The 26277-nt window shown below is 39.8% G+C and carries 19 protein-coding genes; 12 read left to right on the plus strand and 7 right to left on the minus strand.

Annotated features, from left to right (window positions below):
* The first annotated feature begins 63 nt into the window (after window positions 1–63).
* From AC2TDL_RS14860 to AC2TDL_RS14875, 4 genes are all read left to right on the plus strand, one after another.
* The gene (locus AC2TDL_RS14860) at window positions 64–1098 is read left to right on the plus strand and encodes a TRAP transporter substrate-binding protein (protein ID WP_484696853.1); all 1035 of its coding nucleotides are present in this window, start codon (window positions 64–66) and stop codon (window positions 1096–1098) included.
* A gap of 168 nt (window positions 1099–1266) precedes the next feature.
* Window positions 1267–3102: a sensor histidine kinase gene (locus AC2TDL_RS14865; RefSeq protein ID WP_484696854.1), complete on the plus strand. Its 1836-nt coding sequence runs from the start codon at window positions 1267–1269 to the stop codon at window positions 3100–3102.
* On the plus strand, window positions 3099–3848 hold the full coding sequence (locus AC2TDL_RS14870) for a response regulator transcription factor (RefSeq protein ID WP_484696855.1): 750 nt from the start codon (window positions 3099–3101) through the stop codon (window positions 3846–3848). The genes AC2TDL_RS14865 and AC2TDL_RS14870 overlap by 4 nt, the downstream gene beginning before the upstream one ends.
* 291 nt (window positions 3849–4139) lie before the next feature.
* Complete coding sequence (locus AC2TDL_RS14875) at window positions 4140–5096, plus strand: glycoside hydrolase family 43 protein (protein WP_484696856.1); 957 nt, start codon at window positions 4140–4142, stop codon at window positions 5094–5096.
* Between the two features lie 160 nt (window positions 5097–5256).
* Here AC2TDL_RS14875 and AC2TDL_RS14880 read toward each other — a convergent pair whose 3' ends face one another.
* Entirely contained in the window at window positions 5257–6309 is a 1053-nt protein-coding gene (locus AC2TDL_RS14880) for a Gfo/Idh/MocA family protein (protein WP_484696857.1), read from the minus strand.
* A gap of 148 nt (window positions 6310–6457) precedes the next feature.
* Between AC2TDL_RS14880 and AC2TDL_RS14885 the strand changes: the two genes are divergently transcribed.
* The 5 genes from AC2TDL_RS14885 to yjfF all read left to right on the plus strand — a co-directional run bounded on the left by AC2TDL_RS14885 (window position 6458) and on the right by yjfF (window position 12359).
* A complete protein-coding gene (locus AC2TDL_RS14885) occupies window positions 6458–7360 on the plus strand; it encodes a helix-turn-helix domain-containing protein (RefSeq protein WP_484696858.1) in 903 nt (300 codons plus the stop codon).
* 281 nt (window positions 7361–7641) lie between these two features.
* Window positions 7642–8688, plus strand: a complete 1047-nt coding sequence (locus AC2TDL_RS14890) for an ABC transporter substrate-binding protein (RefSeq protein WP_484696859.1) — start codon at window positions 7642–7644, stop codon at window positions 8686–8688.
* Between the two features lie 158 nt (window positions 8689–8846).
* Entirely contained in the window at window positions 8847–10364 is a 1518-nt protein-coding gene (locus AC2TDL_RS14895; RefSeq protein WP_484696860.1) for a sugar ABC transporter ATP-binding protein, read from the plus strand.
* Window positions 10361–11404, plus strand: coding sequence for an ABC transporter permease (locus AC2TDL_RS14900; RefSeq protein ID WP_484696861.1), 1044 nt, complete (start codon window positions 10361–10363; stop codon window positions 11402–11404). Before AC2TDL_RS14895 ends, AC2TDL_RS14900 begins: the two co-directional genes overlap by 4 nt.
* Window positions 11391–12359, plus strand: a complete 969-nt coding sequence (gene yjfF / locus AC2TDL_RS14905) for a galactofuranose ABC transporter, permease protein YjfF (protein ID WP_484696862.1) — start codon at window positions 11391–11393, stop codon at window positions 12357–12359. The genes AC2TDL_RS14900 and yjfF overlap by 14 nt, the downstream gene beginning before the upstream one ends.
* 66 nt (window positions 12360–12425) lie before the next feature.
* Here the strand turns inward: yjfF and AC2TDL_RS14910 are convergent, their stop codons facing one another.
* Together AC2TDL_RS14910 and AC2TDL_RS14915 are read right to left on the minus strand one after the other, a co-directional pair.
* Window positions 12426–13382: a substrate-binding domain-containing protein gene (locus AC2TDL_RS14910; protein WP_484696863.1), complete on the minus strand. Its 957-nt coding sequence runs from the start codon at window positions 13380–13382 to the stop codon at window positions 12426–12428.
* A gap of 2 nt (window positions 13383–13384) precedes the next feature.
* On the minus strand, window positions 13385–14977 hold the full coding sequence (locus AC2TDL_RS14915) for a response regulator transcription factor (protein ID WP_484696864.1): 1593 nt from the start codon (window positions 14975–14977) through the stop codon (window positions 13385–13387).
* 173 nt (window positions 14978–15150) lie between these two features.
* On the opposite strand from AC2TDL_RS14915, the gene AC2TDL_RS14920 reads away from it, so the two are divergent.
* Window positions 15151–16590 carry an IS6 family transposase gene (locus tag AC2TDL_RS14920; protein ID WP_484696056.1) on the plus strand — a complete coding sequence of 480 codons (1440 nt, stop codon included), beginning with the start codon at window positions 15151–15153 and terminating at the stop codon, window positions 16588–16590.
* A gap of 391 nt (window positions 16591–16981) precedes the next feature.
* Here AC2TDL_RS14920 and AC2TDL_RS14925 read toward each other — a convergent pair whose 3' ends face one another.
* Window positions 16982–18787 carry a sensor histidine kinase gene (locus AC2TDL_RS14925; protein ID WP_484696865.1) on the minus strand — a complete coding sequence of 602 codons (1806 nt, stop codon included), beginning with the start codon at window positions 18785–18787 and terminating at the stop codon, window positions 16982–16984.
* A 273-nt stretch (window positions 18788–19060) separates the two neighbouring features.
* On the opposite strand from AC2TDL_RS14925, the gene AC2TDL_RS14930 reads away from it, so the two are divergent.
* On the plus strand, window positions 19061–20125 hold the full coding sequence (locus tag AC2TDL_RS14930; RefSeq protein ID WP_484696866.1) for an ABC transporter substrate-binding protein: 1065 nt from the start codon (window positions 19061–19063) through the stop codon (window positions 20123–20125).
* 57 nt (window positions 20126–20182) lie between these two features.
* Here AC2TDL_RS14930 and AC2TDL_RS14935 read toward each other — a convergent pair whose 3' ends face one another.
* On the minus strand, window positions 20183–23734 hold the full coding sequence (locus tag AC2TDL_RS14935) for a carbohydrate binding domain-containing protein (protein WP_484696867.1): 3552 nt from the start codon (window positions 23732–23734) through the stop codon (window positions 20183–20185).
* A gap of 356 nt (window positions 23735–24090) precedes the next feature.
* Between AC2TDL_RS14935 and AC2TDL_RS14940 the strand changes: the two genes are divergently transcribed.
* A complete protein-coding gene (locus tag AC2TDL_RS14940) occupies window positions 24091–25116 on the plus strand; it encodes a dienelactone hydrolase family protein (RefSeq protein WP_484696868.1) in 1026 nt (341 codons plus the stop codon).
* 45 nt (window positions 25117–25161) lie between these two features.
* Here the strand turns inward: AC2TDL_RS14940 and AC2TDL_RS14945 are convergent, their stop codons facing one another.
* Together AC2TDL_RS14945 and AC2TDL_RS14950 are read right to left on the minus strand one after the other, a co-directional pair.
* Complete coding sequence (locus tag AC2TDL_RS14945) at window positions 25162–25332, minus strand: type II toxin-antitoxin system antitoxin (protein WP_484696869.1); 171 nt, start codon at window positions 25330–25332, stop codon at window positions 25162–25164.
* Window positions 25333–25341: 9 nt separating this feature from the next.
* The gene (locus AC2TDL_RS14950; RefSeq protein ID WP_484696870.1) at window positions 25342–26208 is read right to left on the minus strand and encodes an SPFH domain-containing protein; all 867 of its coding nucleotides are present in this window, start codon (window positions 26206–26208) and stop codon (window positions 25342–25344) included.
* Window positions 26209–26277 lie beyond the last annotated feature (69 nt).

Genomic DNA, 26277 nt, shown 5'->3' on the forward strand with positions numbered 1-26277 from the left:
TATTTATAAATTAAAGTAATTTTTTTGAAAGCGTTTTATAATTTAGGTAAAGGAGAATGTGGAATGAAAAAGAGGTTAGTTATAGGATTAGGAAAAACTTCGCTGGTGTTCATGCTTTTATTTTTATCGGCTTGCGGCACAAATAATTCTAAAAGTGGAGAAGTTGTTTCTAACTCTTCAACCAATAACGAAGCGCCAAGCTATACATTTCGTTTAGCGGAAGCTCATCCAGTTGATTACCCAACGACAAAAGGAGATATTCGCTTTGCTGAACTCGTTAAAGAACGGACTAATGGACGGATTACGATCGATGTATTTCCTTCTGCTCAGCTCGGAGAAGAAAAATCAGTTATTGAGCAGGTACAGCTAGGTGCAATTGAATTTACTCGCGTCAGCACTGGGCCAATGGCTGAATTTAATAAAGATTTTGGAGTATTTAGTTTACCGTACATTTTTGATAGTGATGAGCATGTATGGAAGTTTTTATTGGGTGAGTCTGGAATGGCACTGTTAGACACATTGCAATCTTCAGGGCTGCAGGGGCTTGGCTGGTATAGCTCTGGCTCCAGAAGCTTTTATTCCGCTAAGCCGTTAAATAGCATTGAGGATTTGAAAAATTTGAAAATACGTGTTCAAGAGAATAAGTTGAATCTATCAATAATGGATGCTTTAGGTGCAAGTGCAACTCCAATGGCATATGGAGAAGTCTACAGCGCACTGCAAACAGGGGTTATTGATGCGGCAGAAAACAACTATCCAAGCTACTATTCCAGTAAGCATTACGAGGTTGCTCCATATTTAATTTTAGATAGTCATCAACGTGTGCCAGAGGTTCTGCTTGTATCGAAAATTGTTTGGGATAAGCTTTCGAAAGAGGATCAGGAAATTATTCGCCAAGCAGCACTTGATTCTATCGATTACCAACGAGAGGAATGGGCAAAGTATGAGAAAGAATCAGAGGATGCGGTACGAGCAGCAGGTGTAACCATAGTAGAAGTAAACGATCTTACACCGTGGAAGGAAGCCGTTAAGCCAGTAATCGAGAGCTATCGAGCAGAATATCGTTCAATATTAGAGCAAATTGAAGCAGCAAAATAAAGACAGCAAGAGACTCCTAGCAGAGTCTCTTGTTTGCATGTAAAAGGAATTAAAGATATTTATTTAGAATATGTAATAAATACCATATTGTCTAAAATGAAGTTTGACCGTAAATGCTATATCTCTTCAAATTGCAACTATATTACGTAGCGCTGGGGGCATTAGGCAATGAAAAAGTCTATGTTGAAACGAATTTTGCACGTAGTACTTTTGCGAGATAAACCATTGATGGTGAAGTTAACGGTTTACTCCGCAGTATTAATTGTATTTCCGATGTTCATTATTGGGGTTGTTTCCTACTTGGAATTTTCAAATATCCTTGATAATGAGGCGAGACGATATAGCAGGCAATTTGTAGAGCAAGTGAAGATGTATGTAGAAGACTATTTTCGCGACTATGAAATTAGCACGTTAAAAATTGTCAACCATCCAGATACGGTTCAGTTTTTAAAATTAAAGTCGTCAGAAGAAGTCAATGCTGCTGACATCGTTCCTAGCGTAAGGAATGTGTTAAAAAACTACGCTTATTCCCAATCTGATATTATTAACATTACTTTGATTTTAGATAGAATTCAGTCGATTAATTCTGCTGTATATGACGGAGTGTCCAGTGTTGAAGGGATTGAAGAGGAGTATTGGTATGAAACGATACCTGTCACTGGCAGACCGAAAGTTTATAGTCGAATTATTGAATGGAATAACCGAACAGAGCCAGTGATTTCAGTTGTTAAAGTAATTGCAAACCCGCAAACATTGCAGCGTTTTGGTATGCTTGTTATCGATGTTAACTATAAACGGTTAAATGATCTGGATCAAGCGGTGAAGCTTGGAGAAAAAAATCAAGGCGTTTTGTTTATGTTAGATGAGCAAGGTCATTTTGTTTACCATTCAAATGCTGCAAAAATAGGAACTCTGGCTGAGCCTCATATTATTCAGCTATTAGAAAAACAGTCAAGCGGTTCTTTAATAACAGAGGTTGACGGTATTCGGACGCTTCTTACCTACATTCATAGTGAATCGTTACAATGGCAAATTGTATCATCAGTCCCCTATGATGCGCTAATGGAAACTAGCAGAAATTCAATTGGCAAAATGATTATGGAAGCAACAGCGTTTTTTTTGCTTATCGCCCTCGTACTAAGCATTACACTGTCTGCAAGTCTAGTAAACCCGATTAAAACACTTTACCGCTATATGAATAAAGTCGGAAAAGGAGATTTAAAGGCACGACTGCCAGTAAATTCGACGGATGAAATTGGTAAAATTTCAAACGGATTTAATATGATGATGGATCGGCTTTCAGAGCTGCTGGAGGAAATTTATTTTTCAAGACTTAGGGAAACGCAAATGAATTTAAGACAGCGCGAAACAGAACTAAAAATGTTACAAGCGCAAATTAACCCTCATTTTTTATATAACTCATTAGATACGATTAGAGGGATGGCACTAGAACGAGATAATGATGATATAGGGGCAATGGCAGCTGCTCTTGCAAAGCTGCTTCGCTATAATGTGGAAAATGCGCGGGTATATGTCCCATTAAAAAATGAAGTTGAAATCGTTGAGTTATTTTTACGAATTCATCATTATCGCTTTCAGGAGCGATTAGCATATGAGATAGATATTCCAGATTGGGCTCTAAATCAAGAAATTATAAAATTTACGCTGCAGCCTTTAGTTGAAAACTGCATTGTTCATGCTCTGGATCAAAGTGACGGGATTACGGTGATTCAGTTGACTGCTAATAAGCTATCCTTAGAGTGTTTTGAAATCGTTCTCAAAGATAACGGCCCCGGTATAGCAATTGACAAGCTTAGTCGATTACAGCAACAACTGAATAGGGCTGAGCATACAGAGGAGTCCAGTATAGGCATGATGAATGTACAGCGACGTATTCGAAATGTGTATGGAGAACATTGTGGTGTAAGGATAGAGAGTAGAGAAGGAGAGGGAACTGTAGTTAGAGTTATTTTACCCTACAAGGAACTGGAGGGAAAAGAATGAACTATCGTTTATTAATTGTTGAGGATGAAAAATGGGTTCGCGTCGCTTTAAGAAAAGTCATTAGCAAGCTTGAACTGCCAATTCAACTTATGTATGAGGCCTGTAACGGGATTGAAGCAGCAGATTGGTTAAAAGCTAATCAAGTAGAATTAGTGCTAACCGATATAAGAATGCCTGTAATGGATGGGTTATCGTTGCTGCAGGATATTAAAGAGCGTGAGCAAAAAATCGATGTTATTTTAATTAGCGGTCATGCGGATTTTAGTTATGCGCAGCAGGCATTACGGCAAGGAGCACTCGATTATTTGTTAAAGCCAGTGGAGGAAGAATCATTAGGAGCTACTTTACGCGCTTGGATTGAGAAGAAGGAGCGTTGCTTAAAGGAATGTCCGCCTGAGATTGAATATAAGGATCTAACACCAATTGAGCAGATTGTGCAATATATTGAAAGAAATAGAGCTTATGAAATGTCTTCCTGTGAGGCAGCGGAGCGGGTGCATCTAAATCCAAGCTATTTTAGTAAACTATTTAGGCAAACAAAAGGTAAAACGTTCACCGACTATGTTACAGAAATGAGAATGAAAGAAGCGGCTCGTCTGCTAGCAAAAACCTCTTTGCGGATGTCTGAAATTGCCGAAAGACTTGGTTATTTAGATTCCGCATATTTTACAAATGCATTTAAAAAAGCTACTGGTGTTACGCCTAGCAGCTATCGAAAACATGCACAGCGTGAAATGATAAACTAAATGCTGCTTGTGACTGAACTATACTAAAGAATGAACGCCTGTACATTTTGCTAGACTAGACGATTACTGCTACTGTTACTGAAAAAATAGATTATACAGCTACTTCAACTAATCTATTGCTTATTTAAATACGGTCATATACAATTTAGTTAATATAATCAATAATTGATTAATTGTTATATTAATCCAATGTTTAAAAACTAGATTAAGCAATTTATAAACTAATGTGGAAGCAACTATGAGCAGATCAAGTCTAGCAACTGCTTCTGCGATATAAAGGATGTGAATTTAGTGGAAGCATATTTATTTGTACATTTTAAAGAAAAGTCTACAGTAGATGGTGAGCAGGTTTATTTCGCCTTAAGTACGGATGGGTTAAAATGGGAGCAAGTAAATAACGGGCAACCAATATTATGGAGCAAGCAAGGTGATCAAGGAGTACGCGATCATACTATTGTGCGAACAAAGCAAGGCAAGTTCTATATTATTTCTACTGATTTATGTTTAGCTGCACATTTTCATGGAAAATACAAGTCTGATTGGGGAAATATTTCACGCTTTGGCAGCAAGCAGCTTGTATTATGGGAATCAGATGATCTTATTAATTGGTCGGAGCAGCGCATGCTTGAGCTAGGAGATGAGCAATTTGGTTGCTTATGGGCACCAGATGTTCTCTATGATGATAAGCAGGACGATTATGTTTTACATTGGAGCTCATCACATATTTCGGATAACTTTGAGCAAAAAGCTATTTTTTATACAAGAACAAAGGATTTCAAAACATTTTCGAAGCCAGAGCTGCTCTATCGTAAAACAGATAGCGGCGTTATCGACTCTGCCATCTATAAAGTGAACAATATGTTTTATTGCTTTTTGAAAAGTGAAGCCAATCCACATAGTGTTGTGCTGCTTAAATCAGACCAATTAACTGGCAACTATGAGCAAATTACAGCCTTTAACAAAGAAATGGAAAAGCTCGGCTCAAGCGCTTATGAAGCGCCGACGGCATATCAGCTAGCGGATGGAAGATGGTGTTTAATGCTTGACTTTTTCGGTGTGCGCGGAGAAGGTCAAGGTTATGTACCATTTATTGCTGAAACTATAGAGAATGGTGAGTTTGTTCGCTCAGATGAAAGCTTTAGCTTCCCGTATCGATTTAAACATGGAACAGTTTTGCGGATAACAAGAGAAGAATATGAGCGGATTAAGCAAGCATTTCCAAATAATGAACTTAATACTTATAACTAAAGCAAGAGCAGCTCGAATAGTAAATGAGCGCAATTAAACTCAACAGCCAGCAAGCCATTTGTTAGAGCTTCTTTGCAGTGCGAGTCTAACGAATGGCTTGCTTTTAAATTTGGAGTTGCTTGTCAGAACTGCTTCTAGTTATTTAAGAATGACTTGCTTTTTATTGGTTAAGCTCCGTAGTTGGTAAATAATCGGCAATCTTAATCTTTTGTCCAAGCCTTGCACTTTCTCTGGCCGCGAGCACCATTGCCATACTGTAAATGTTATCGCTGCTTGCTGTTTCTGGACTTTTTCCTGCTGCAAGCGCATCAAACATATGCTCTAAACAGCCGTGATGGAAAGTTAGCGGCATCTCAATGTTAGTTGCTTCAATTCGATTAAAGTCGTTTAAAAATTTCTGTTGCTGATCGCTGGAATCAATAATTTCGGCATATGGCTGATTATGCCCATCCCATATAATCGTTCCTTTTTCACCAGTAATTCTCCATGATGCTTCCCAAGAGGTTGGCGCACCCTCAGCACACCAAGAGCCCCGATAGTCAAATACGGAACCATCGGACATTTCAAAAATACATAATGCCATCGCATTTCCTTTATACCAGGAACCAACCGGATTAAATTCATGGCAATAGACGCTTACAGGATTAGCCCCCATTATAAATCTAGCTTGGTCGAAGGTATGAATGGCCATATCAAGCAATAGCGGGCTATCCATAATGTCGCGAAAGCCGCCAAAGTGTGGACCAATAAAGAAATCGGCAGCAGCAAATCCTACAGTACCAACGGTGTTATTCGTAATTAGCTGACGCAGGGAGCGAATCCTTGGATCAAAACGGCGGTTTTGCATAATTGCATGTGTTCTGCCTAAAGAATGTGCAAGCTTAACAAGCTGGATACATTGATTAAAGTTTTCTGCCAGCGGCTTTTCACTAAATACATCGCAGCCTAATTGCATTGCAGTTGAAGCAATCTCAAAATGACTGGCAGGTATCGTAATATCAAATACTAGATTAGCTCCGGTTGTTTTTATTGCTTCCTCGACACTAGTGAACATAGGGCAACTTATCTGTTTTTGCTGGGCGAATCGCTTTGCTGCATCAAGAGATATATCGACTAAGCCAACAATTGTAGTATCGCTACGCGATAACGCATAGTCCGCCCAAACATGAGCCATATTTCCACAGCCAGCAATTATGACATTGTAGCGAGACATTATCTAGCCTCCTCAAGTATTGTTTTTCTTGCAATCACTCTAATATTGTCCTATATTATTTCTGACAACTTTATTATAGTCCACATTTAATAAGGATTCTTTAATCGAAATTGTTTTAACTTTCTCTTATTTTGTGGAGGTTAAGCTAATGAGTAATCCGAAAGAGTTATGGGAAGATACTCAATTACCAGAGGTAGCGTATCCGATACAGCTGTTTCCTAATCGATTAGCTCAGCAAAAGTCAGGCGATTGTGTTTTATACTTGCACTGGCATGCGCATTTGGAGTTAATTATCGTAAGAAAAGGCCACGTTATGTTTTTTATTGATAGTCAGCCTGTCGAAGCCATTCAAGGTGATATAATTCTTGTTCCAGGTGGAAGCTTGCATGTTGGGTATGCTATTACAGAGAGTGATATAGAGCTCGATTGCCTTGTATTTAATCCTGCATTATTTCATGAATGGCTTGATGATAGTATTCATATTCAGTTGCTGGCTCCATATTTAGAGGGAGAAGAGCATTTTCCGTTATTGTTAAGCAATCTTCCCAGCTTTTCAGAGCAGCTCGCACATGAGCTAAATGAGATAGTGGAGGAGCTTGCGAGCAAGGAAATAGGCTATCAGTTAGTCGTTAAAGCGAAGCTTTATGCTTGGCTTATTAAACTAGCACGATTAAATAGTAGAAATAGCAATAAAGCATTAAAACAGATACAAGAACCGTATTTTTCCAATCGTGAACGATTTAAGCAATTAATCGAATGGGTAAAGCTTCATTATGCAGAGAAGCCAACCGTCAAGCAGGCGGCAAAAATGGTAGGCTTAGATCCGTTTTATTTCTGCAAGCAATTCAAAAAGTTAACGGGTAGAACCTTTGTTGAATTTGTTAATATCTACAGAGTAACGAAGGCAGAGTGGATGCTTAAAACAAGCGAAGCAACAATTGGCGAGATCGCCAGCCAAATCGGCTGTGACAATGCAGCCTATTTTACCAAGCTATATAAGCAATATACAGGCATGACCCCCTCCGAAGTTAGAAAACTACAAAAGCAATAAGAACTAATCATAGATTAATAAGCGGGAAACATAAATAATTTAGTGTAATTCTCTTATATGAAATAAGGAGTCCGTTGAAATCAACGGGCTTTTTTTTTGCAAGCGCCTCCCGAATTAACAATTCCAAATTCTAAATAAAAAATTACACTTTTTTCCTAAAAAACGTTCAATAGCAAAAAATATTAAATAAAGAACGTAAAAAGCCTCGTATAAGGCAAATTTGTAAGCGTTTTATAATTTAGTTACACCAAACGGTGACGATGAAAAGGGAGGAATTATAAATGAGAAAATATCGCAATTTAACTGCGATTATGCTGTTGGTGCTCATTATGGCGTTTACTGCAGCATGCGGAAATTCAAGTAGTAATAACAAAACCAATACTGGTGGTACAACTAATACGACAAACAACTCGCAAACATCAAATTCAGGAGCGGATTCTAGCAGTGACAAGAAAATTGTGCTTGGCTTTGCCCAAGTAGGGGCTGAAAGTGGTTGGAGAACGGCGAATACAAAGTCAATTCAAGATTCTGCTGCAGAAGCTGGTATTGAGCTTAAGTTCTCTGATGCTCAACAAAAGCAAGAAAATCAAATTAAAGCAATTCGTTCCTTTATTCAGCAAAAGGTTGATGTTATCGCCTTCTCACCTGTAGTTGAATCTGGTTGGGATACAGTATTAAAAGAAGCAAAGGATGCAAACATTCCTGTTATTCTTGTTGACCGTGCAGTAGATTCAGAAGATGATTCGCTTTATGCTTCATTTATTGGTTCTGACTTTGTTGAAGAAGGAAGAAAAGCTGGCCGCTGGTTGCTAGAGCAATTTAAAGATGCTACTGAGCCTATTAACATTGTCGAGCTTCAAGGTACGACAGGCTCTGCACCTGCAAATGATCGTAAAGCAGGCTTTGAAGAAGTGATTAAGGAAAACGCTAATCTGCAAATCATTGCTTCACAAACAGGTGACTTTACTCGTGCTAAAGGTAAAGAAGTTATGCAAGCTTTCTTAAAAGCACATAAAGATATCGACGTGTTATATGCACACAATGACGATATGGCATTAGGTGCAATTCAAGCAATTGAAGCAGCAGGCTTGAAACCAGGTGAAGACATCATCATCATTTCGGTTGATGCAGTAAAAGACGGCATGATCGCTGCGAGTGAAGGCAAAATTAACTTTATCGTGGAATGTAACCCATTGATGGGACCTCAAGTTATGCAAATGGTAAAAGATATTGTTGCTGGTAAAGAAATTCCTAAACGCATTGCAACAGAAGAAACAGCATTTACTTCTGAACAAGCTAAAGAAGCATTACCAACACGCGCTTACTAATGCTTGTTGATAGGTTGAGCATATGGAGTTCGCCTGCTGGTTAAAACATGTTCAACTTATATAAATGTAGAAGGTCACTCAGGTTGGCTTACACGCTAAACGAGTGACTTTCTCATTTCTGAATGGCTGCGAGATGAAAATGTTGGGAGTGAAGGCAAATGAAACAACAACCTGTTTTACAAATGCGCGGGATTCATAAGCAATTTCCAGGTGTTAAGGCGCTAAATAATGTAGATTTTCGCTTGTTTCCAGGGGAAGTGCATGCATTAATGGGCGAAAACGGAGCTGGCAAATCTACGCTAATTAAAGTTTTAACAGGGGTTTATTCCATTGATCAAGGAAACGTATTGCTTGCAAATCGGTCAGTACAATTAAAAAGTCCATTGGAAGCACAGGAAGCTGGAATAAGTACGGTTTATCAGGAGGTAAATCTCTGTACCAATTTAACAGTGGCAGAGAACATTTTTATCGGCAGAGAGCCTAGACGTTTTGGACGAATTCATTGGAAAGAAATGAATCGCAGCGCAGCAAAGCTGTTGAAAGAGAGAATGCAGCTGGATATTGATGTGACATTACCTCTGTCTGCCTATTCTGTAGCGATTCAGCAATTAATTGCGATTGCACGTGCATTAAGCATCTCCGCCAAAGTATTGATTTTAGATGAGCCAACCTCAAGCTTAGATGCTAACGAAGTAAAGCAACTGTTTTCGATTATTCGAAAATTAAAGCAAGATGGTCTTGCCATTTTGTTCGTTACTCATTTTTTGGATCAAGTATATGAAATTTCGGATCGAATTACGATTTTACGAAATGGCAATTTAATCGGGGAGTATATGGCTAACGATTTACCTAAGCTAGAGCTAGTTTCCTTAATGATAGGTAAAGATCTCAACCAGCTTGAAAAGCTTCCTGCAAAATCAACAAGCTTACAAATGGATAGCCATGAGATCGTTGCTGAAGCGAAGGGAGCAGGTCGAAGGGGAGCAATTGAACCATTTGATCTGCAAATTCGTAAAGGCGAGGTTGTTGGCTTAGCAGGCTTACTTGGGTCGGGAAGAACGGAAACAGCTAGATTATTTTTTGGAGCAGATAGCCTAGATAAAGGTGCAATCTATATTGGCGATGCAAAAGATAGCATTGATTCACCACGAAAAGCGATTAATCGCGGTGTCGCCTTTTGCTCTGAAAATCGTAAGGCGGAGGGAATTCTCGATGATTTAACTGTTAGAGAAAATATTATTGTTGCATTACAATCAACACGCGGCTGGTTAAAACCGTTATCAAGAAAGAAGCAGAATGAAATTGCTGAGCACTATATAAAATTGCTAAATATTAATCCACCTAGTGCGGATCATTTGATTAAAAATTTAAGTGGAGGCAATCAGCAGAAAGTATTGCTGGCACGCTGGCTGCTAACGAAGCCAAAGCTGCTTATTTTGGATGAACCTACACGGGGAATTGATGTTGGGGCTAAGGCAGAAATCCAGCGTCTTGTGCTTGATTTATCACAGGATGGCATGTCCGTCTTATTTATTTCTGCAGAGCTTGAAGAGGTGCTGCGTGTCAGTCATCGCGTAGCTGTACTAAGGGATCGACGCAAAATTAAAGAAGTAAGGGATGAAGAAATGACAGAGCAAGTCATTATGCAGACTATTGCAGGAGGAGAAGCGCTATGAAAGGAATCGTAAAACACCATTTATTTTGGCCAACTGCAATCTTGTTCGCTTTATTGCTATTCAATTTTATCTATTCGCCTGATTTTTTGAAAATTGTCGTTCGAGAAGGCAAGCTCTATGGCAGTTTAATTGATATATTAAATTTTGGTGCACCACTTATGCTCGTTTCAATAGGAATGACGCTTGTTATAGCAACGAGAGGCATCGATTTGTCTGTTGGTTCAGTTATCGCAATCGCAGGGGCGTTAAGCTGTTTAATCGTCAGCAAAGGTGCAGATCAAAATTCGTTATCATTAGTATTATCTGCGATGGGTTTAGCGTTGCTTCTTTCCTTATTTTTAGGTTTATGGAACGGGATATTAGTTGCGCAAGGGGGGATTCAGCCGATTATTGCAACATTAATATTAATGGTTGCTGGCAGAGGAATTGCCCAGCTTATTACAAGCGGACAAATTATTACAGTGAACAGTGAAAAATATGCGTTTATTGGAACTGGTGCATTAGCTTCATTACCAGTGTCCATTTTCGTTGTATTGCTGGTACTGGCGATCGCGTTATTATTTACAAGAAAAAGTGCGATGGGACTATTTATCGAATCCGTCGGCTGCAATCCAGAGGCAAGCCGCTTAGCAGGAATTCGTTCCAAAATGGTCATACTAATCGTTTATATATTTTGCGGCTTATGTGCAGGAATCGCTGGCTTGCTAGTAAGCTCTAATGTATCAAGTGCAGATGGAAATAACGCTGGTTTATGGTACGAGCTTGATGCAATTTTGGCTGTCGTAATCGGCGGTACATCTCTAAATGGCGGCAGATTTTTCTTAATTGGTACTGTTATTGGCGCATTGATGATTCAAACATTAACAACAACGATTTATATGATTGGCGTTCCTCCAGAAGTTACGCTCGTCGTTAAAGCATGCGTTGTTTTAATCGTATGTTTAATTCAATCAGAAACATTCCGCAAAGCGTTGGTTCAACGCTGGAAAACAAGAAACTACCCTGCAGAAAGGGAGGTATCTACGCATGTTAATCAATAGAAAATATATCCCTATCATCGTTACTATCTCCTTATTTTTGCTAATGTTTATTGCGGGTTCAATTCGTTATACTGGTTTCTTTTCATGGCAAGTGATATTCAATCTGCTCATTGATAATGCTTTTCTATTAATTGTCGCTGTAGGGATGTCTTTTGTTATTATTTCAGGTGGGATTGATTTGTCGGTTGGGGCTGTTATTGCCTTAACAACTATGATTTCTGCAAGTCTCGTACAAGAGCAAGGATGGCCGCCATTTATCGTTATTCCGCTTGTCCTTGTTTTAGGTTCACTGCTAGGTGCTGGGATGGGTGCGCTTATCCATTACTTTAAGATTCAGCCGTTTATTGTTACTTTAGCAGGGATGTTTCTAGCACGCGGGCTTTGCTATGTCATTAGTTTGCAAACTATTACAATTAATGATCCGTTTTATACAGCAATGGCGCAGACGAAAATCAGACTGTTTGGCACAAGCTTTATATCCATTAGTGTTGTTATCGCCTTAGTCGTTGTTGGGGCTGCAATATATATTGCACATTATACCTCTTTTGGACGCAATGTTTATGCGATTGGCGGAAGCGAGCAGTCAGCACTATTGATGGGATTGCCAGTTGCACGAACGAAAGTGTTAGTCTATACATTTAGCGGTTTTTGCTCTGCGCTGGCCGGTGTCGTATTTACCTTTTATATGTTATCTGGTTACGGCTTGCATGCGGTAGGTATGGAGCTAGATACGATCGCCGCTGTTGTTATTGGCGGCACGCTGCTTACTGGCGGTGTAGGCTATATTGCAGGAACATTTTTTGGCGTACTAATTCAAGGAATTATTCAAACGATCATTAGCTTTGAAGGAACATTAAGCTCATGGTGGACAAAAATCGTTATTGGTCTATTACTTTGCCTGTTTATACTTCTGCAAAAGCTGCTTAGTGCGAAAAAAGCGGTCTTTAAAGCCTAGTACAGCAAGAAAGGCGTTCAAATTGTCAGAGCTTGCTGAAATCTGAACGCCTTATCCTTAAGCAACCTAATATACCGCTGGTTGGCTTATAACTTGAATTCCCATATCGATAAATGGAGGAATCGGTTGCTTATTACTTGCATTGATTAACGTTTCTACAATGGTTGCGCCCCATAGCTGTTCATTTTGTGAAATGATAGAGTGGATCTGTCCGTTGACGATGGCAGTCTCCGATTCCTCCGTTCTGCCGATGCTTAGCACGTAGCGCGTGCTGCCTGTTGCTTTCCAAATATGCACAGAAGCTGAGCTTGAAACGGAATCAAGACTTAAAAATGCACTAAAATGTGGATGCTCATCGATCATTATTTCTAATTTTTCAATTGCAGTATCTTTTTTTCCTTCATTATATTGAACATCAAGCACTTCAATTTCAGTTTGCTCATGTACGTAATCGAGCAAGCCTTCTAATCGCTGCTTTAGACTAAGCATAGCGGACATTCCAGTTCCTACGATAATCATGCCTTTATTATTTAATAGCTTACTTACTGCTTCCCCAAGTTTTTTTCCGGTTTCATAGTTATTAGCTCCGATAAAGCTTAAACGATTGCTTTCAGGCGAATCCGATTCAAAGCAAATGACAGGAATTTCCTTTGCTATCGCCTGATTAATAACTGGTTTTAGGGCATCCGCATCTACAGGCGAAATTGCAATGCCATCGACATTTTGCCGAATCATCGATTCCATAATTCGAATTTGCTGCTCGAGATTGGCTTCATCAGGAGCAGCAACGATTAAGCGAATATTTTGCTTTTGTGCAGTGTTTTCTGCATGCTCAGTAATTTGCTCATATGCAGGATCAGCCATAGGGAAAATAATGCCGAAGGTTAAACCGTTACCTGTATCATGGTCAACCTCAGCGGTAATATAAGGGCGTTCATTCGGCGGTCCTTTAGTGCAACCTGTTAAGATTAATGCAGCAAGCAAGCTAATTAGCAAGCTCTTATTTAAGGTTGGTGAAGACATCGTTAACTCGCTCCTCCTGTATGATAAAGGGAAGTATCATGGGCTAAGCTTCCTTGCTTGCGAAATTCAATCGGTGTCATTCCTGTAATTTTCTTAAAAATATTCGAGAAATAATGCTGATCCTGATAACCAACTTCAAAAGCGATTTCGAATGTTTTTAAATGAGTAGTTTTAAGCAGCTCCATCGCTTTATTAATTCTAGTTTGTGTAATAAATTCGGTCAGTGTTTGCCGCGTTTCCTGACTAAACACCTTACTTAAATGACTAGGGCTAACCCCAACATGACGTGAAATATCTTGCAACGATAATTGGTTGTTATGATAATGCTGACTGACATATTGCTTTACTTTAAAAATTAACTCGCTATACTGATTGGAGCTGACAGCTCTCCATTGCCATAGCAAGCTAATTAAGCTCCTTAAATACGATTTGCACTGTTCAATGTTTGATATAGTCTGGACCCGTTGTTGCAATTCAGCAAGCTGTTCTGTATTGCCTTTAGCAAGCGGAAAGATAAGCTTAGCTGTATGAATTGCCTCTAATGTTAAGTCATTGAGCAAGTAAATGCCATACATCGACTTTTGCCAAGCAAGCTGCTCCATATCTTTGCAGAAGCTTTGCAGAAAATCATCCAACTGTTCGCGTGTTCCAATTTTAATAAATTCAATAAATTTTTCACGATTTACAATGGGCTGCTGGATTGTTGCTTCAGATAAAAAGCTGCTTGCCTCTAACTGTGTTTGTTGAGACAGTCGCTGCTTATTTTTTTCGTCGATAGCTTCAAGATAGGAGGAATGCAACGATTGCAGCCTTTGCTGAATACTGCCAATACCATGCACAGTTAAACAAGAAAGAGGGGCTAGGGAGCGACTAGCTTGCTGCGGAAAATGACTTAGGCAATTTTGCAGCTCCTCATAATCATTAGCTTTCACAATATAAAGTAGCTCGTTGCGACTTGGTCTATAGCTTAATACTTCAACTCCTCCAGCAAAGCAAGTGTGTAATGCTTGCTCCGCTCGTCTAAAGTCTTGCTCGCTTTCAAAAGCTTCTTTCCCTGCAACGTTTATCTCAAGTGCAATTACAGCGTAAAAACGTGCGATTAAAGAGATATTGTAATCAGATGCAATCTCTAAGGCTTTAGCTGTACTAATGAGTCCGCCACATAAGTCAGCTAATAGCTTATCCTTGCTATAAGCGGCTGCCTCGTTTTTTTGCTGCTCAGCATCAATTTGCTTGCTTACTTTTTGCAATAACTTAATTAGTTCTTTTGAGCCGACTGGCTTTAGGCAGTAGTCCTCCACACCGATACGGATAGCCTGTTGGGCATATTGAAATTCGTCATGTCCGCTTAAAATAATAATCTTTATATGCGGATACGTTTTACGGACAATGGATGCCAGCTCTAAGCCGTCCATGAATGGCATTTTTATATCTGTAATTAAAATTTGCGGCTCCCATTCTGCAATTAGCGGTAAAGCCATTTCACCGTCTGATGCATCGCCGCAATAGATGAAGCCTTCAGAAATCCAATCCACACAGTTGCGTATGCTTTCTCGCGTAAGAATCTCATCATCCACCAGCATAATCCTTTTCATATGATTCCTCCTACAACTTTTTGCGTATTGTAAAAACTTTATATATATAATTGAGGGTTTTCCTTGATATATAAGTCTCGGAAAGCAAAAAACTTGCCACCCCCATAGTTTTAGGTTAAAAGTAAGGTTACCACACCGAACACTTAATCCCAAACAACTAGGAAGTGACAAGTTTGTATCCTCAATTATTAACCTATTTACTTGAATTTATCAAGTACCAAGATCAAATTATTAAAACTTTACTTACTCTTCTTATCGGTAAAAACATGTTTGATAAACCTAAAGAAGAGCCAATCAATAAACCATATCGTAAGCTTCAGGTGGATGATCTTCCGATCAACGAAACTCTTCAGAAGCTTGATTATCGAATCCTTCTAACAGAATACCTAGAGAAAAACGGTAAACATCTAAAGCCTGTTCAAAGGCGTTTGAATGCAAAGACGACTGTACCTAAATCTATGAACTGTCCGAAGTGTGGTGCTCCATCGGATTATCTTTATGCCAATAATGGGGGCAAAGGACAGTATCAATGTAAGGTATGTTCCTGTCTGTTTAATGATAAGAGCCGCTATTTGAAAGAGGCCATTTTAAAGTGTCCTCATTGTTCTAAGACTCTTGAAAAAATCAAAGAGCGAAAAGACTTTAACGTGTTCAAGTGTAAAAATAATGATTGTCCCTATTACCAAAAGAAACTAAATGGTATGTCTTCGAAAGAGAAGAGACAGTTTAAAAAAGATCCTCAATCCTTTAAGTTAAGATACATTTTCCGGCAGTTTCACATCGATTTTCAGCCATTGTCTAAGTCTTCCCCCAAAAAGCCCAAGGTTGATTTATCCAGGCTGTATGCGTCGCCACATACTTTGGGGCTCATTTTAACCTATCATGTCAACTATGGACTTTCGGCCCGTAAAACAGCTGCACTCATGAAAGATGTACATGGGGTAAGCATATCGCATCAAAGTATTTTAAATTATGAGAATGCAGTTGCCCTAATACTTAAGCCTTACGTAGATTATTATCCCTACGAACTTTCTGACCAGTTCTGTGGAGACGAAACCTACATCAAGGTGAATGGGCGTTGGCATTACTTGTTTTTCTTCTTTGATGCGGTAAAAAAGATTATTTTGTCTTACCCAGTATCGCCAAATCGGGATACAGTGTCAGCAATCCGTGCCATTGATGATGTCTTAATGAAACTGAAAGAGATTCCTAAAGATCTTACATTTGTGGTGGATGGCAATCCGATTTATCTCTTAGCTCAGCACTTTTTCGCTCAACACGATATTCAGTTCGACATCAAGCAGGTTATTGGACTTACCAATGAAGATCCTGTGTCAACGGAGTATAGGCATCTCAAACAAGTTATCGAAAGACTAAATCGCACATTTAAAGGCAATTATCGTTCAACACACGGGTTTGGATCCGAACAAGGATCTGTTTCTTTTGTGACCCTGTTTGTAGCTTACTTTAACTTTTTAAGGCCTCATTCTGCATTAGAAGGTAAGGTGCCAGTGCTTAATCCAGAGTTACTGCAGCTCCCGAATATGCCTGCGAGATGGACTAAACTGATCGCTTTAGCACAACAATGGATTAACGAACAACAACCAGCCTAACTTTTTGGTTTAGCAGAGCCCGAAGTAAAAACGAGCAATCGGCGGAGCGAACTCTTGACAAACCGAACTAGCCAATGGTTTAAAATGGAAAAACCAAGGGCTATTTAGCATGCCTTCTTTTTGTCCCCGTCGCCCTTGTTAAAGTAGAGTCAAACCATTGGCGTGTTTGTCAAGAGCGATTGCGTGGCCTTTCCACCCAGCAAATGGGAGACGACCCGAACACCTATTGAGTTTTCATAGAACTTTTGACACTACCACTTTTTGTGTAACTTTCATGAATACTTCCTTGTACACAAAAAGTACCTCGGAAGCATAGGCTTACTTTTCGTGAGCTTACTAGAACGCTCCCATGTACACGAAAAGGTACTTCGTAAGCATGAACTTTAACTTTTTATTTCCGCGGAATACGAACAGAAATAGTAGTACCTTCTCCATAAACACTTTCAAGTAATAGACCACATGGCTCGCCAAAATAGAGTCTTAGCCGTTGATGAACGTTAAATAAGCCGAAGCCGCCATTATGCTCCTGTACCTGTTGCTCAAGCTCATTTTGGCTGGACGCACTGTCATGCGGATTAGCCTGTAAATAAGCTTTTAGCTCTTGCAGTCGTTCTGGTTTTATCCCAATTCCGTTGTCTTTTACCTGCAGCATAATGTACTGATCGTTTTCTAAATAACCCGTTATCGTAATCTTCCCCATACCTCGTTTGTTTTTAATACCGTGATAAAGTGCATTTTCAATGAGCGGCTGCAGTGTCATTGCCAAGATTGGATAAGGATACAACTCTTCAGTGACGTCTATATCAAACGATAAGATATCGTAATAGCGCAATTGTTGAATCGTTAAGTAACTTTTCGCATGCTCAAGCTCGGTTTTTATCAAGACCCAATCCTTTCCTTTATTTAAGGAAATTCTAAAGAACCGCGACATGGCAGTTACGAGTTTAATGACATTTTCATTTTTTCCTGCTTCCGCCATCCAAATAATTGAATCTAAGGTGTTGTATAAAAAATGCGGATTTATTTGAGATTGTAATGTGCGAAGCTCGGCCTTTTTCACTTGCTCCTGCTCCAGTTTGCTTTTTTTCATCAGCATTTTAATGTTTTCAAGCATGATATTAAAGCTGTTGCTTAAATCAGCAATTTCATCCTTGCCGCTCGTTTTAATTTTAGCTTCAAGATAACCGTCGGCTGCTTTTCGCATTTTGTTTTTAAGCACCTGCAACGGGCGAATAATACGCTGTGTTAACGAAAGGTATAGAGTAATCGCAAACAGCGCACTCAGGGCTACACTGGCGAAAATTAATAAGCGAATTTCCATCGCATCAGCAATAACCTCCTTGAGCGGGGCGATTCCTACGATTGTCCAGCCAGTCATTTCTGAAGTAGCATAGACAAGAAACTGCGTTTGCTTATTATTTTTTAACGTAAAGCTGCCACTTGCTGCTGCGATATGCTGTAACAGCTGATGGCTTGCTGGAATATCTTTCTCTCGCGCTTTTGGCCAAAAAATCGGCTTCCCGTTACTATCTGCGACGTAGAAAAAACCAGTATTGCCGATCGTTAAATGATTGTAATATTGCTCGATTATTGAGTCGTCTAAATCAATAACGATAAAGCCGATAATTTCATGCGTAACTCGTTGCTTAATTGGTGAAATAAGTGAAATGACATTGTTGTTAGAATAGGTAAAGCGATCAAGACGATCGAAGCTGGATGCTTCATCTGGCGGAATGATCAATATTTCGTCTGGATGCTGCGATAGATATGTAAAATGTGGATTGCGTAACGGATTATGTCCTAATTGAAAAACTCCTCTGCGCTCACTAATTCCTTTACCATAAAGATTTACCATTTGAATATTGAGTACGCTTTCATATTGATACGTACTTCGGTACGTGTCGAGCGTTTGGACAATTTCCTTTGCTTCAGCATAGGTTTCCGTTTGCGAGCTTAAAAAATAGAGCACCGAGGGATTGCTGCCAAGCTCCAAAAGCTTCTGCGTATCAAGAAACAATGTATCAATATCTCTGACAAGTTGATCAGCTATGAGCAGTGTTGAAGCTTTACTATGCTCGGATAATGTATGATAGGATTTTTGATACGAAACGATACCTACTATGAGCAATGGCACAGAAGCTAAAATAATAAACATCGCCAGCAGCTTAGCACGAAGACTAGTAAAGATCTGCTTCATATCTCTAATCCTTTCTATAATGATTGGCATTCACCTATTACCTATCATATAACAAATGGTTAAGATTTTGTTAACGATTACATACAGAAATTTAATCTTATACCATTTACTAAAATAATTGTAATATAATTTTTTGCAGCCATCCTTAAGCCTAAGATCTCTTATAGCAGATAAAAAATTACACAATTTGCAAAAGAAATTCTATTGTATAAATCTTATCTGTTCGCTAACGTGAGTAATTAAGCAGGTTATTGAGAAGTGGGGGGACATACTATGAAAAAGATGACTTACTTCGTAGTAGGCTTGCTTTGCTGTTTGATTTTAGTGGGCATTTTTGCGATAAAACAAAAAGACAGTAACAGCCAAGAAGCGGTATTTTCAACCACACTTCTAACAGAAAATTCGTTGACCGAGAAGATAAATCTTAGCTCCTTGTACTCCAGCTCAATTGAGGATGATATTGTCATCGGCTTTTCCCAATTAGGCAGCGAGAGTGATTGGCGTCTTGCCAATACAACCTCTATAGTGGAAGCAGCAAAGGAGGCTGGAATTACAATAATGATGGAAAATGCCGAGCAATCACAGCAAGCACAATTTGCTGCGATTCGTTCCTTTATTGAGAAACAGGTCGATGTTATCGCAATCGCTCCCGTTATTCAAACAGGTTGGGAGGGGATATTGCAGGAAGTAAAGGAAGCGGGGATACCGGTAATTATTATTGATCGTTCTGTAAATGTTGAAGATACATCGCTTTATGTTACGTTTATCGGCTCAGATTTTTATGAGGAAGGGATTAAAGCAGGAAAATATGCGCTGGATAAGATGAGAAATAAACCTGGAAAAATCCGCATTGCTGAGCTGGAAGGGACAGTAGGCTCAACACCATCAATCGATCGCGGCAGAGGCTTTCGCGACGTAATTTCGAGTCGAGAAGATATGGAAATCGTGATGAGCATGCCAGCTGATTTTACGATTGAAGGTGGTAATCGAGTAATGCGTCAATTTTTACAGGAGTCCAATGGAGAATATCCGCATCTATTATTTTCCCATAATGATGATATGGCATTAGGAGCAATTCAAGCTATTGAGGAATTTGGTTTAGTTCCTGGAGAGGATATAATTATTGTTTCTGTAGATGGAACAAGACAAGCGTTTGAAATGATGATTGAGGGGAAAATTAATGCCGTCGTAGAATGTAACCCATTGCAGGGAGCGTTGCTGATGCAGGCGGTAAAAGAAATTATGGCAGGACGTACATTGCCAAAGCGAATTATTCCTGCTGAGGATATTTTTACTCCAGAATATGCGGCAGTTGAGCTGAAAAACAGAAAATACTAATAAACAAAGGAGCTGTTACTGATGCTTTGTCAAGCAAGGTAACAGCTCCTCATTTATTTACGGCTTAAGGAAAGGACCATCTTCACCGATTTTCCCTGGTGCAGGATTGCCTGGCAAGTCAAGCACATATACACGTAAATTACCTTGACCAGAGACATTCGCTGTTAACGTACCGTTGGTGACAACCCTCACATCACCTGTAATCGCATCCTTATAAGTGCCGTTTGGAATATTGCTAAATGTTGCGGATTCACTAACTGTAATTAATGCAAAGCTGTCTACTCCAGTTTCACTATCGGTATAGCGTCGCTTATAAGCCATAGAGCCTTGAATGTCTTGTGTTGAATATTGCCCTTTCTGTAATGCTGGAATAGCGCGACGAATCATATTTAAACGTTGAACATGTTTAACAAGCGGATGTTCTAACGTTTGGGCAACTTGCCCCGTTGCTGACTCCACAACGCTGAAATCACTGGCTACGACTGTACCTTCCAAATGATCGCCGAAATATGCACGGCCTGTTGTCGCTAGCGGGCAGGTAGGTCCACAGTCTGCAGTTTTGCCTGCTTGAAACTCAATTTCAGAGCCATAATAAAGCGTTGGTATCCCGCGGAACGTCCACATTAAACTCATATTTTCAGCCCATGCAGCAGTGCCGCCGTCGTAGCGAGTATTAGATTTGTTCGGACCATAATCATGACTATCTACATAAACGACATTGTAGGTGGCATCATTGTAACTATCGTCTGAATCTTTACCATTCCAAAATGCATTTTGCGCACTTGTGAAATTCATATGCATTCTCATATCAATAACGCTCATTCCAGAAAATTGACTATGATCAGGGATATGATAGCTGTTTCCATACAAAAATGCATTATCTGATGTAGGCTGATTATTCGTCCCCATGCTATTTTCATAATTGTATTGCTCAATTACGGCAATTGCATCGTTAGCGCTGTATTGTTGCCGCTCTTTCCATGTGAAAAATTGGGCAGAATGGTTAACTGAGCCGCGATTCCATTTATCGTTAACAAATGCCCCTACTTCACCAAACATAAAGAAATGCTCGCCTTTCTCGCCAAAGGTGGCAATGGAATGATTGATCGCATCAGGCAAGAAATGACGATTCCAAATAACACGAGGAATGTGGACTGCAGTATCAATGCGGAATCCATCTACTCCCATTTCAATGTATTTCCGATAAACATCTTTAAGAAAGTCCTGTACGACTGCACTTTCCGTGTTGAAATCTGCTAAATCCTCGTGAATCCAACAACTGCGTGAATCCTCGCCTTCCCAGTTGCCAATCCAGCACTGATGATAATATTCAGCCGGGAACATACCTGAGGTTGGGCTAGGCCATTGGCAATGATAGTTGCCGTTGCCCATTGGCATTCCCCAATTAGCACATGTATTATTTGCTGGCTCTGCAGTTGACCAAAGGTCGCCATTATATGCTTTTCCAGCAGCATTTACTGTAAGACCATTGTATTCTAGACCTGGAATCGGTTCGTCGTAATACCAGCTCCATTGACTATCACGGATGCCAAAAACAGTTGGTACAAATAAGTTTTTTGCGCCCCAACGGCTTGAATGGTTGTAAACGACGTCTTGAATAATTTTAATGTCTTTATTATGCGCTGCATTAATTAAATCCTGATAGGTTGCATCAGGTGATTCCAGTCGTGGATCAACAGTATAGAAGTCCCAGCCATGATAACCGTGAAAATCATAATCTGAACGGTTAAGCACAACAGGGGTAATCCAAATTGCAGAAAAACCTAATGCTTTAATATAGTCAAGCTTTTCTATCAAGCCCTTAAAATCACCTCGGAACATCGGGTCGTTATAAGCTGCATTGCCGCTCGATTCATGAAATTGACCGCCCATATTGTTAGAGCTGTCTCCATCATAAAATCTTGCGGTCATTACAAAGTAGATCGTATCCTCTCGCATATCACGACCAAGCGGTTCACCGCCAATTGGTGGTAAAGGAGCATCGCCTGTTGTAACAGTTACTGCTACACTTGCAGCAGAATAGTTTGCTGGAGTGGCTTTGTCAAACGCTTTAATCGTATAGGAATAGGATGTTTGAGCTTCAGTTGCTGAATCTATAAAGCTAGTTGCAGTTGTTATATAGGTTTTTATCCCATAGCTGCCGCCTGTTCGGGTAATTTCATAACCGCCGAGTCCACTGCCGCCTGGATCATCATAGGAGGCTTGCCAAGTAAGGGTTACTTTCAAGCCGTTTGCTGTCGCAGTAACACCTGTAGGAACAGAAGGAGCGATTACATCTGGCGGCTGTGGAGTACATGGATCAGCAGCATTAGTAGTAACAACACCATTGTTAATGGCCGTGATTCCTGTACCTATCGTATAATCCTGTGCGTTGTTATTGTCCCATTGTCCTAAACCATTGTTAAATGCTGCTTTCATGCTTGTTGCGTTTCCTAAAGAAATTGTCTTTTTTGCCCAAGTTGCACAAGCGTTTTCGTCCATTGCAACGCCTGGAGCTGTCGTCCACGTCGAACCGGTCGGAGCATAATGAATATAGGCGTTACTCCAGTTACGAGCTCCAAGATTGTAATATACTACTGCAATATTAGCTTGAGCAGTAGTCACGGATATTTCCGTGGAAAAAGCTGAATAATTACCCGCATTATCTTTTGCACGCACCTTATACTGATAAGTTGTTGAAGGCGACAGCCCACTATCTTCAAAGCTATTCGTGGTTAATAAGCTGCTTACTAATACATCGTTGCGATATACTTCGTAGCCTGCAAGCCCACTGCCGCCAGCTTCATCAATTGATGCAGTCCATGATAAAGTGACCGTTGAACTCGTTACTGATAATGAAGTTAAATTGCTAGGAACTGAGGGCGGAGTTGAATCATTGATTGGCGGTGAACAAGGACTGCCAGTAGTAACTGAACCATTAAAAACTTGAACGTTACCAGTACCAATAATGTAGTTATGCCCATTATTGTTGTCCCATGAGCCAGAGGCATTATTAAATGCTGCAGCAATACCACTTGCTGAGCCAATTGATAATTCCTTCATATACCAGCCATCACAAGCATTTGTCATTGCAACCCCTGGTGCAGCAGTCCAACTGCCGCCAAGCGGACTATAATGAATGTTAACGGTTGACCAGTTGCTTGTTGGTTTATAGTAGACAGTAACTTGATTTTGTCCAGAATTGGAGCATGGATCAAAGGTATTTGCGATAAGCTGCCCATTCATTACTTGATGAACACCGCTCGTTATCGTGTAATTTAGGCCATTGTTGTTATCCCAAGCGCCTGAACCATTTGTAAATACTGCTTGAAAGCTGTTGGAACTTAAGCTTACCGTATAGGCAGTCCAGCCCTCACAAGCAGCGGTCATCGTTACACCGGGAGCTGTAGTCCAAGAACCGTTAGCGTTATGATGCATAAATACAGTTGACCAGTTTTTGTACGGAGTATAGTAGTACACAGTAGCTTCATCATTTCCTGAGGCAGAAACAGTTGAGGGAGAATTCAAAGGAGTAGAACCGACATTGATGATTAGTGAAAATGTCAACACTAAGCTGAGCAAGAGAGGAACAAACCTTCTCTTCTTCATTCAATTTTTCCTCCTACGTATTAAATTTGTACGTGCCCCTGCCATATGCTAATAGGAAAAAGAGGTCAATATAAGTAGTAGTGGAAAACGTTAATAATTATTAATAGAGGAATAAAATCAACAAAAGCAAACGTTTGCACAAAAAGCAAAGAGTAGTGTAGAATGGAAAATGATGGCAGGAGACGTACAGCAAAATTATATATTACCCACTAGAAAATGGCAATAAAAAATGTAAGCGTTTTTAATTTTTGTTTGAAGATTGAAGTAAATGTGTTAACTTTTGCTTTGCACTCGTTTAAGATAATGTCAAAAGCAATATCATTTCCTTTTTTAACTCTAAAGAATGGGGGAACGATATGTTTGGACTGGAGCATTATTTAGCAAAAACGTATAGCAACGCTTTACGGGAACAAAGTTATTTGCAATTAGCTGATAAGTTGGATAAAGATAAGGCAAAAGCGATGAGACAAGCTTTGCAGCAATGTCTTGGGCAATTTCCAGAGCTAAAGGGAGAGTTCAAAGTTGAAATTATCGAGCATAAGCAATTCCCTGCATATACTCGCGAAAAGATAAGATTGTCGATTGAGGGGTATTTAGCCTTGCCTATGTATGTGTTGACTCCACGGGGGAACAACGGAAAGCTGCCAACCGTACTAGCCTTGCATGGTCATGGCTATGGCAGTAAAGAAATTGTTGGGCTTACGGCAAGCGGAGAGGAAGATTCAGGAGAAAGCATACATAAGCATTTCGCCTTAAAGCTAGTTAATAGGGGATTAAAAGTATTTGCTCCTGAAATGATAGGCTTTGGTGAACGGATGCTAGACATTGATCAGAAAGCAGGCAAACGCAATTCTTGTTATCGACTTGCTACTCATTTACTTCTTAATGGTAAAACGTTAGCTGGTTTACGAATCGCCGAGGCTTTGCGCATTGTTGATTATATGGAAACGTTAGAAGATGTGGATCAAAAGCGACTTGGCATTATGGGCTTTTCGGGAGGCGGTTTACTAGCGGCTTATTCATCTGCTTTAGATCAACGTTTTAGAGCGGTTGTTCTTAGCGGTTTTACGAATACATTCAAAGCTAGCATTCTACATGATGAACATTGCATTGATAATTATATTCCTGGAATTTTGCAGATTGCGGAGCTACCAGAGATTATTGGACTAATTGCCCCTCGTCATCTATTTATCGAATCTGGATTAGAGGATACTGTATTCCCGATTGGCGGAGTGAGGGAGGCAATCGAACGCTTAGCATATATTTATAGTGAAAGAGAAGCGGAGGATAAGCTCCAAGTCGATCTATTTTCAGGTAAGCATGAAGTGTACGGAAGAAAAGCGTATGATTGGTTAAAAAATATTTTGTTCGAGGGGATGTAAAAGGGGCTGTTTATTTACAGCCCCTTCTTTGTTATGAAGTTGTGCTTAGGAACCGTTTGGCGGGGATTTAATTCTGCCGGCTCTGCGCAGTGCATCACGTAATATAAATTCAATTTGACCATTTACGCTACGAAACTCATCTGCTGCCCATTGCTCAATTGCCCGGTGCAGCTCGGAATCGAGTCTGAGCAGAAAAGACTTCTTTTCCTTAGCCATTTCTAACCCTTAATTATAGAGTGTTCCTGCATTAATAACAGGAGTCGCAGAGCGATCAGAAACAATCGCTACCATTAAATTATTTACCATCGCTGCACGACGTTCATCATCCAATTGGATACCTTTTGCTTCTAACTGTTTTAACGCTGTTTCAACCATGCCAACAGCTCCATCAACGATTTGCTTTCTTGCAGAAACAATCGCAGATGCTTGTTGACGTTGCAGCATTGCACCAGCAATTTCAGGCGCATATGCCAAATGAGTAAGGCGTGTTTCAACGATTTCTACCCCTGCAACTGCAAGACGTTCCTGCAATTCAAGCTGCAGCTTTTCCGCAACCTCATCAGCGTTACCACGCAGCGTAAGCGTTTGTTCATCTGTAAAGCTGTCGTAAGGATATTGCGCTGCAATATGACGAATTGCTGTTTCGCTCTGAATTTCAACGAAGCTTTCATAATCATCAACATCAAAGCAAGCTTTTGCAGAATCAATCACTTTATATACAACAACTGCACCAATCTCAATCGGATTACCTTCAGCGTCATTTACTTTTAGCGTTTGGCTATTAAAGTTAGTTACACGAAGCGTTACTTTTTTCTTTGTAGTAAGCGGGATAACCATCCATAAACCATCTTTAGTTAAACTTCCGATATAGCGACCAAAAAACATAATTACTTTAGCTTCATTCGGTTGAACGATTGTTAATGAGCTAAAGATAATTAGCGATACGAAAAAAACAATAACGGCAGGCACAATATACGCAGGATCCTCTGGTTCAATTCCTAGAACCATTAAAACTACTGCCCCAGCTAATAAGATGACTCCTAGCAATAATGCGAAAAATCCATTGATGTACCAAGCTTTTTTTGTTTCCATACCGTCCACACCCTTTATCATTTTGATTTTATTTTGATATAAATATGATATCACTTTTTGAAAAAAAAG

This window comes from Paenibacillus sp. plas6 (genome assembly GCF_057221655.1).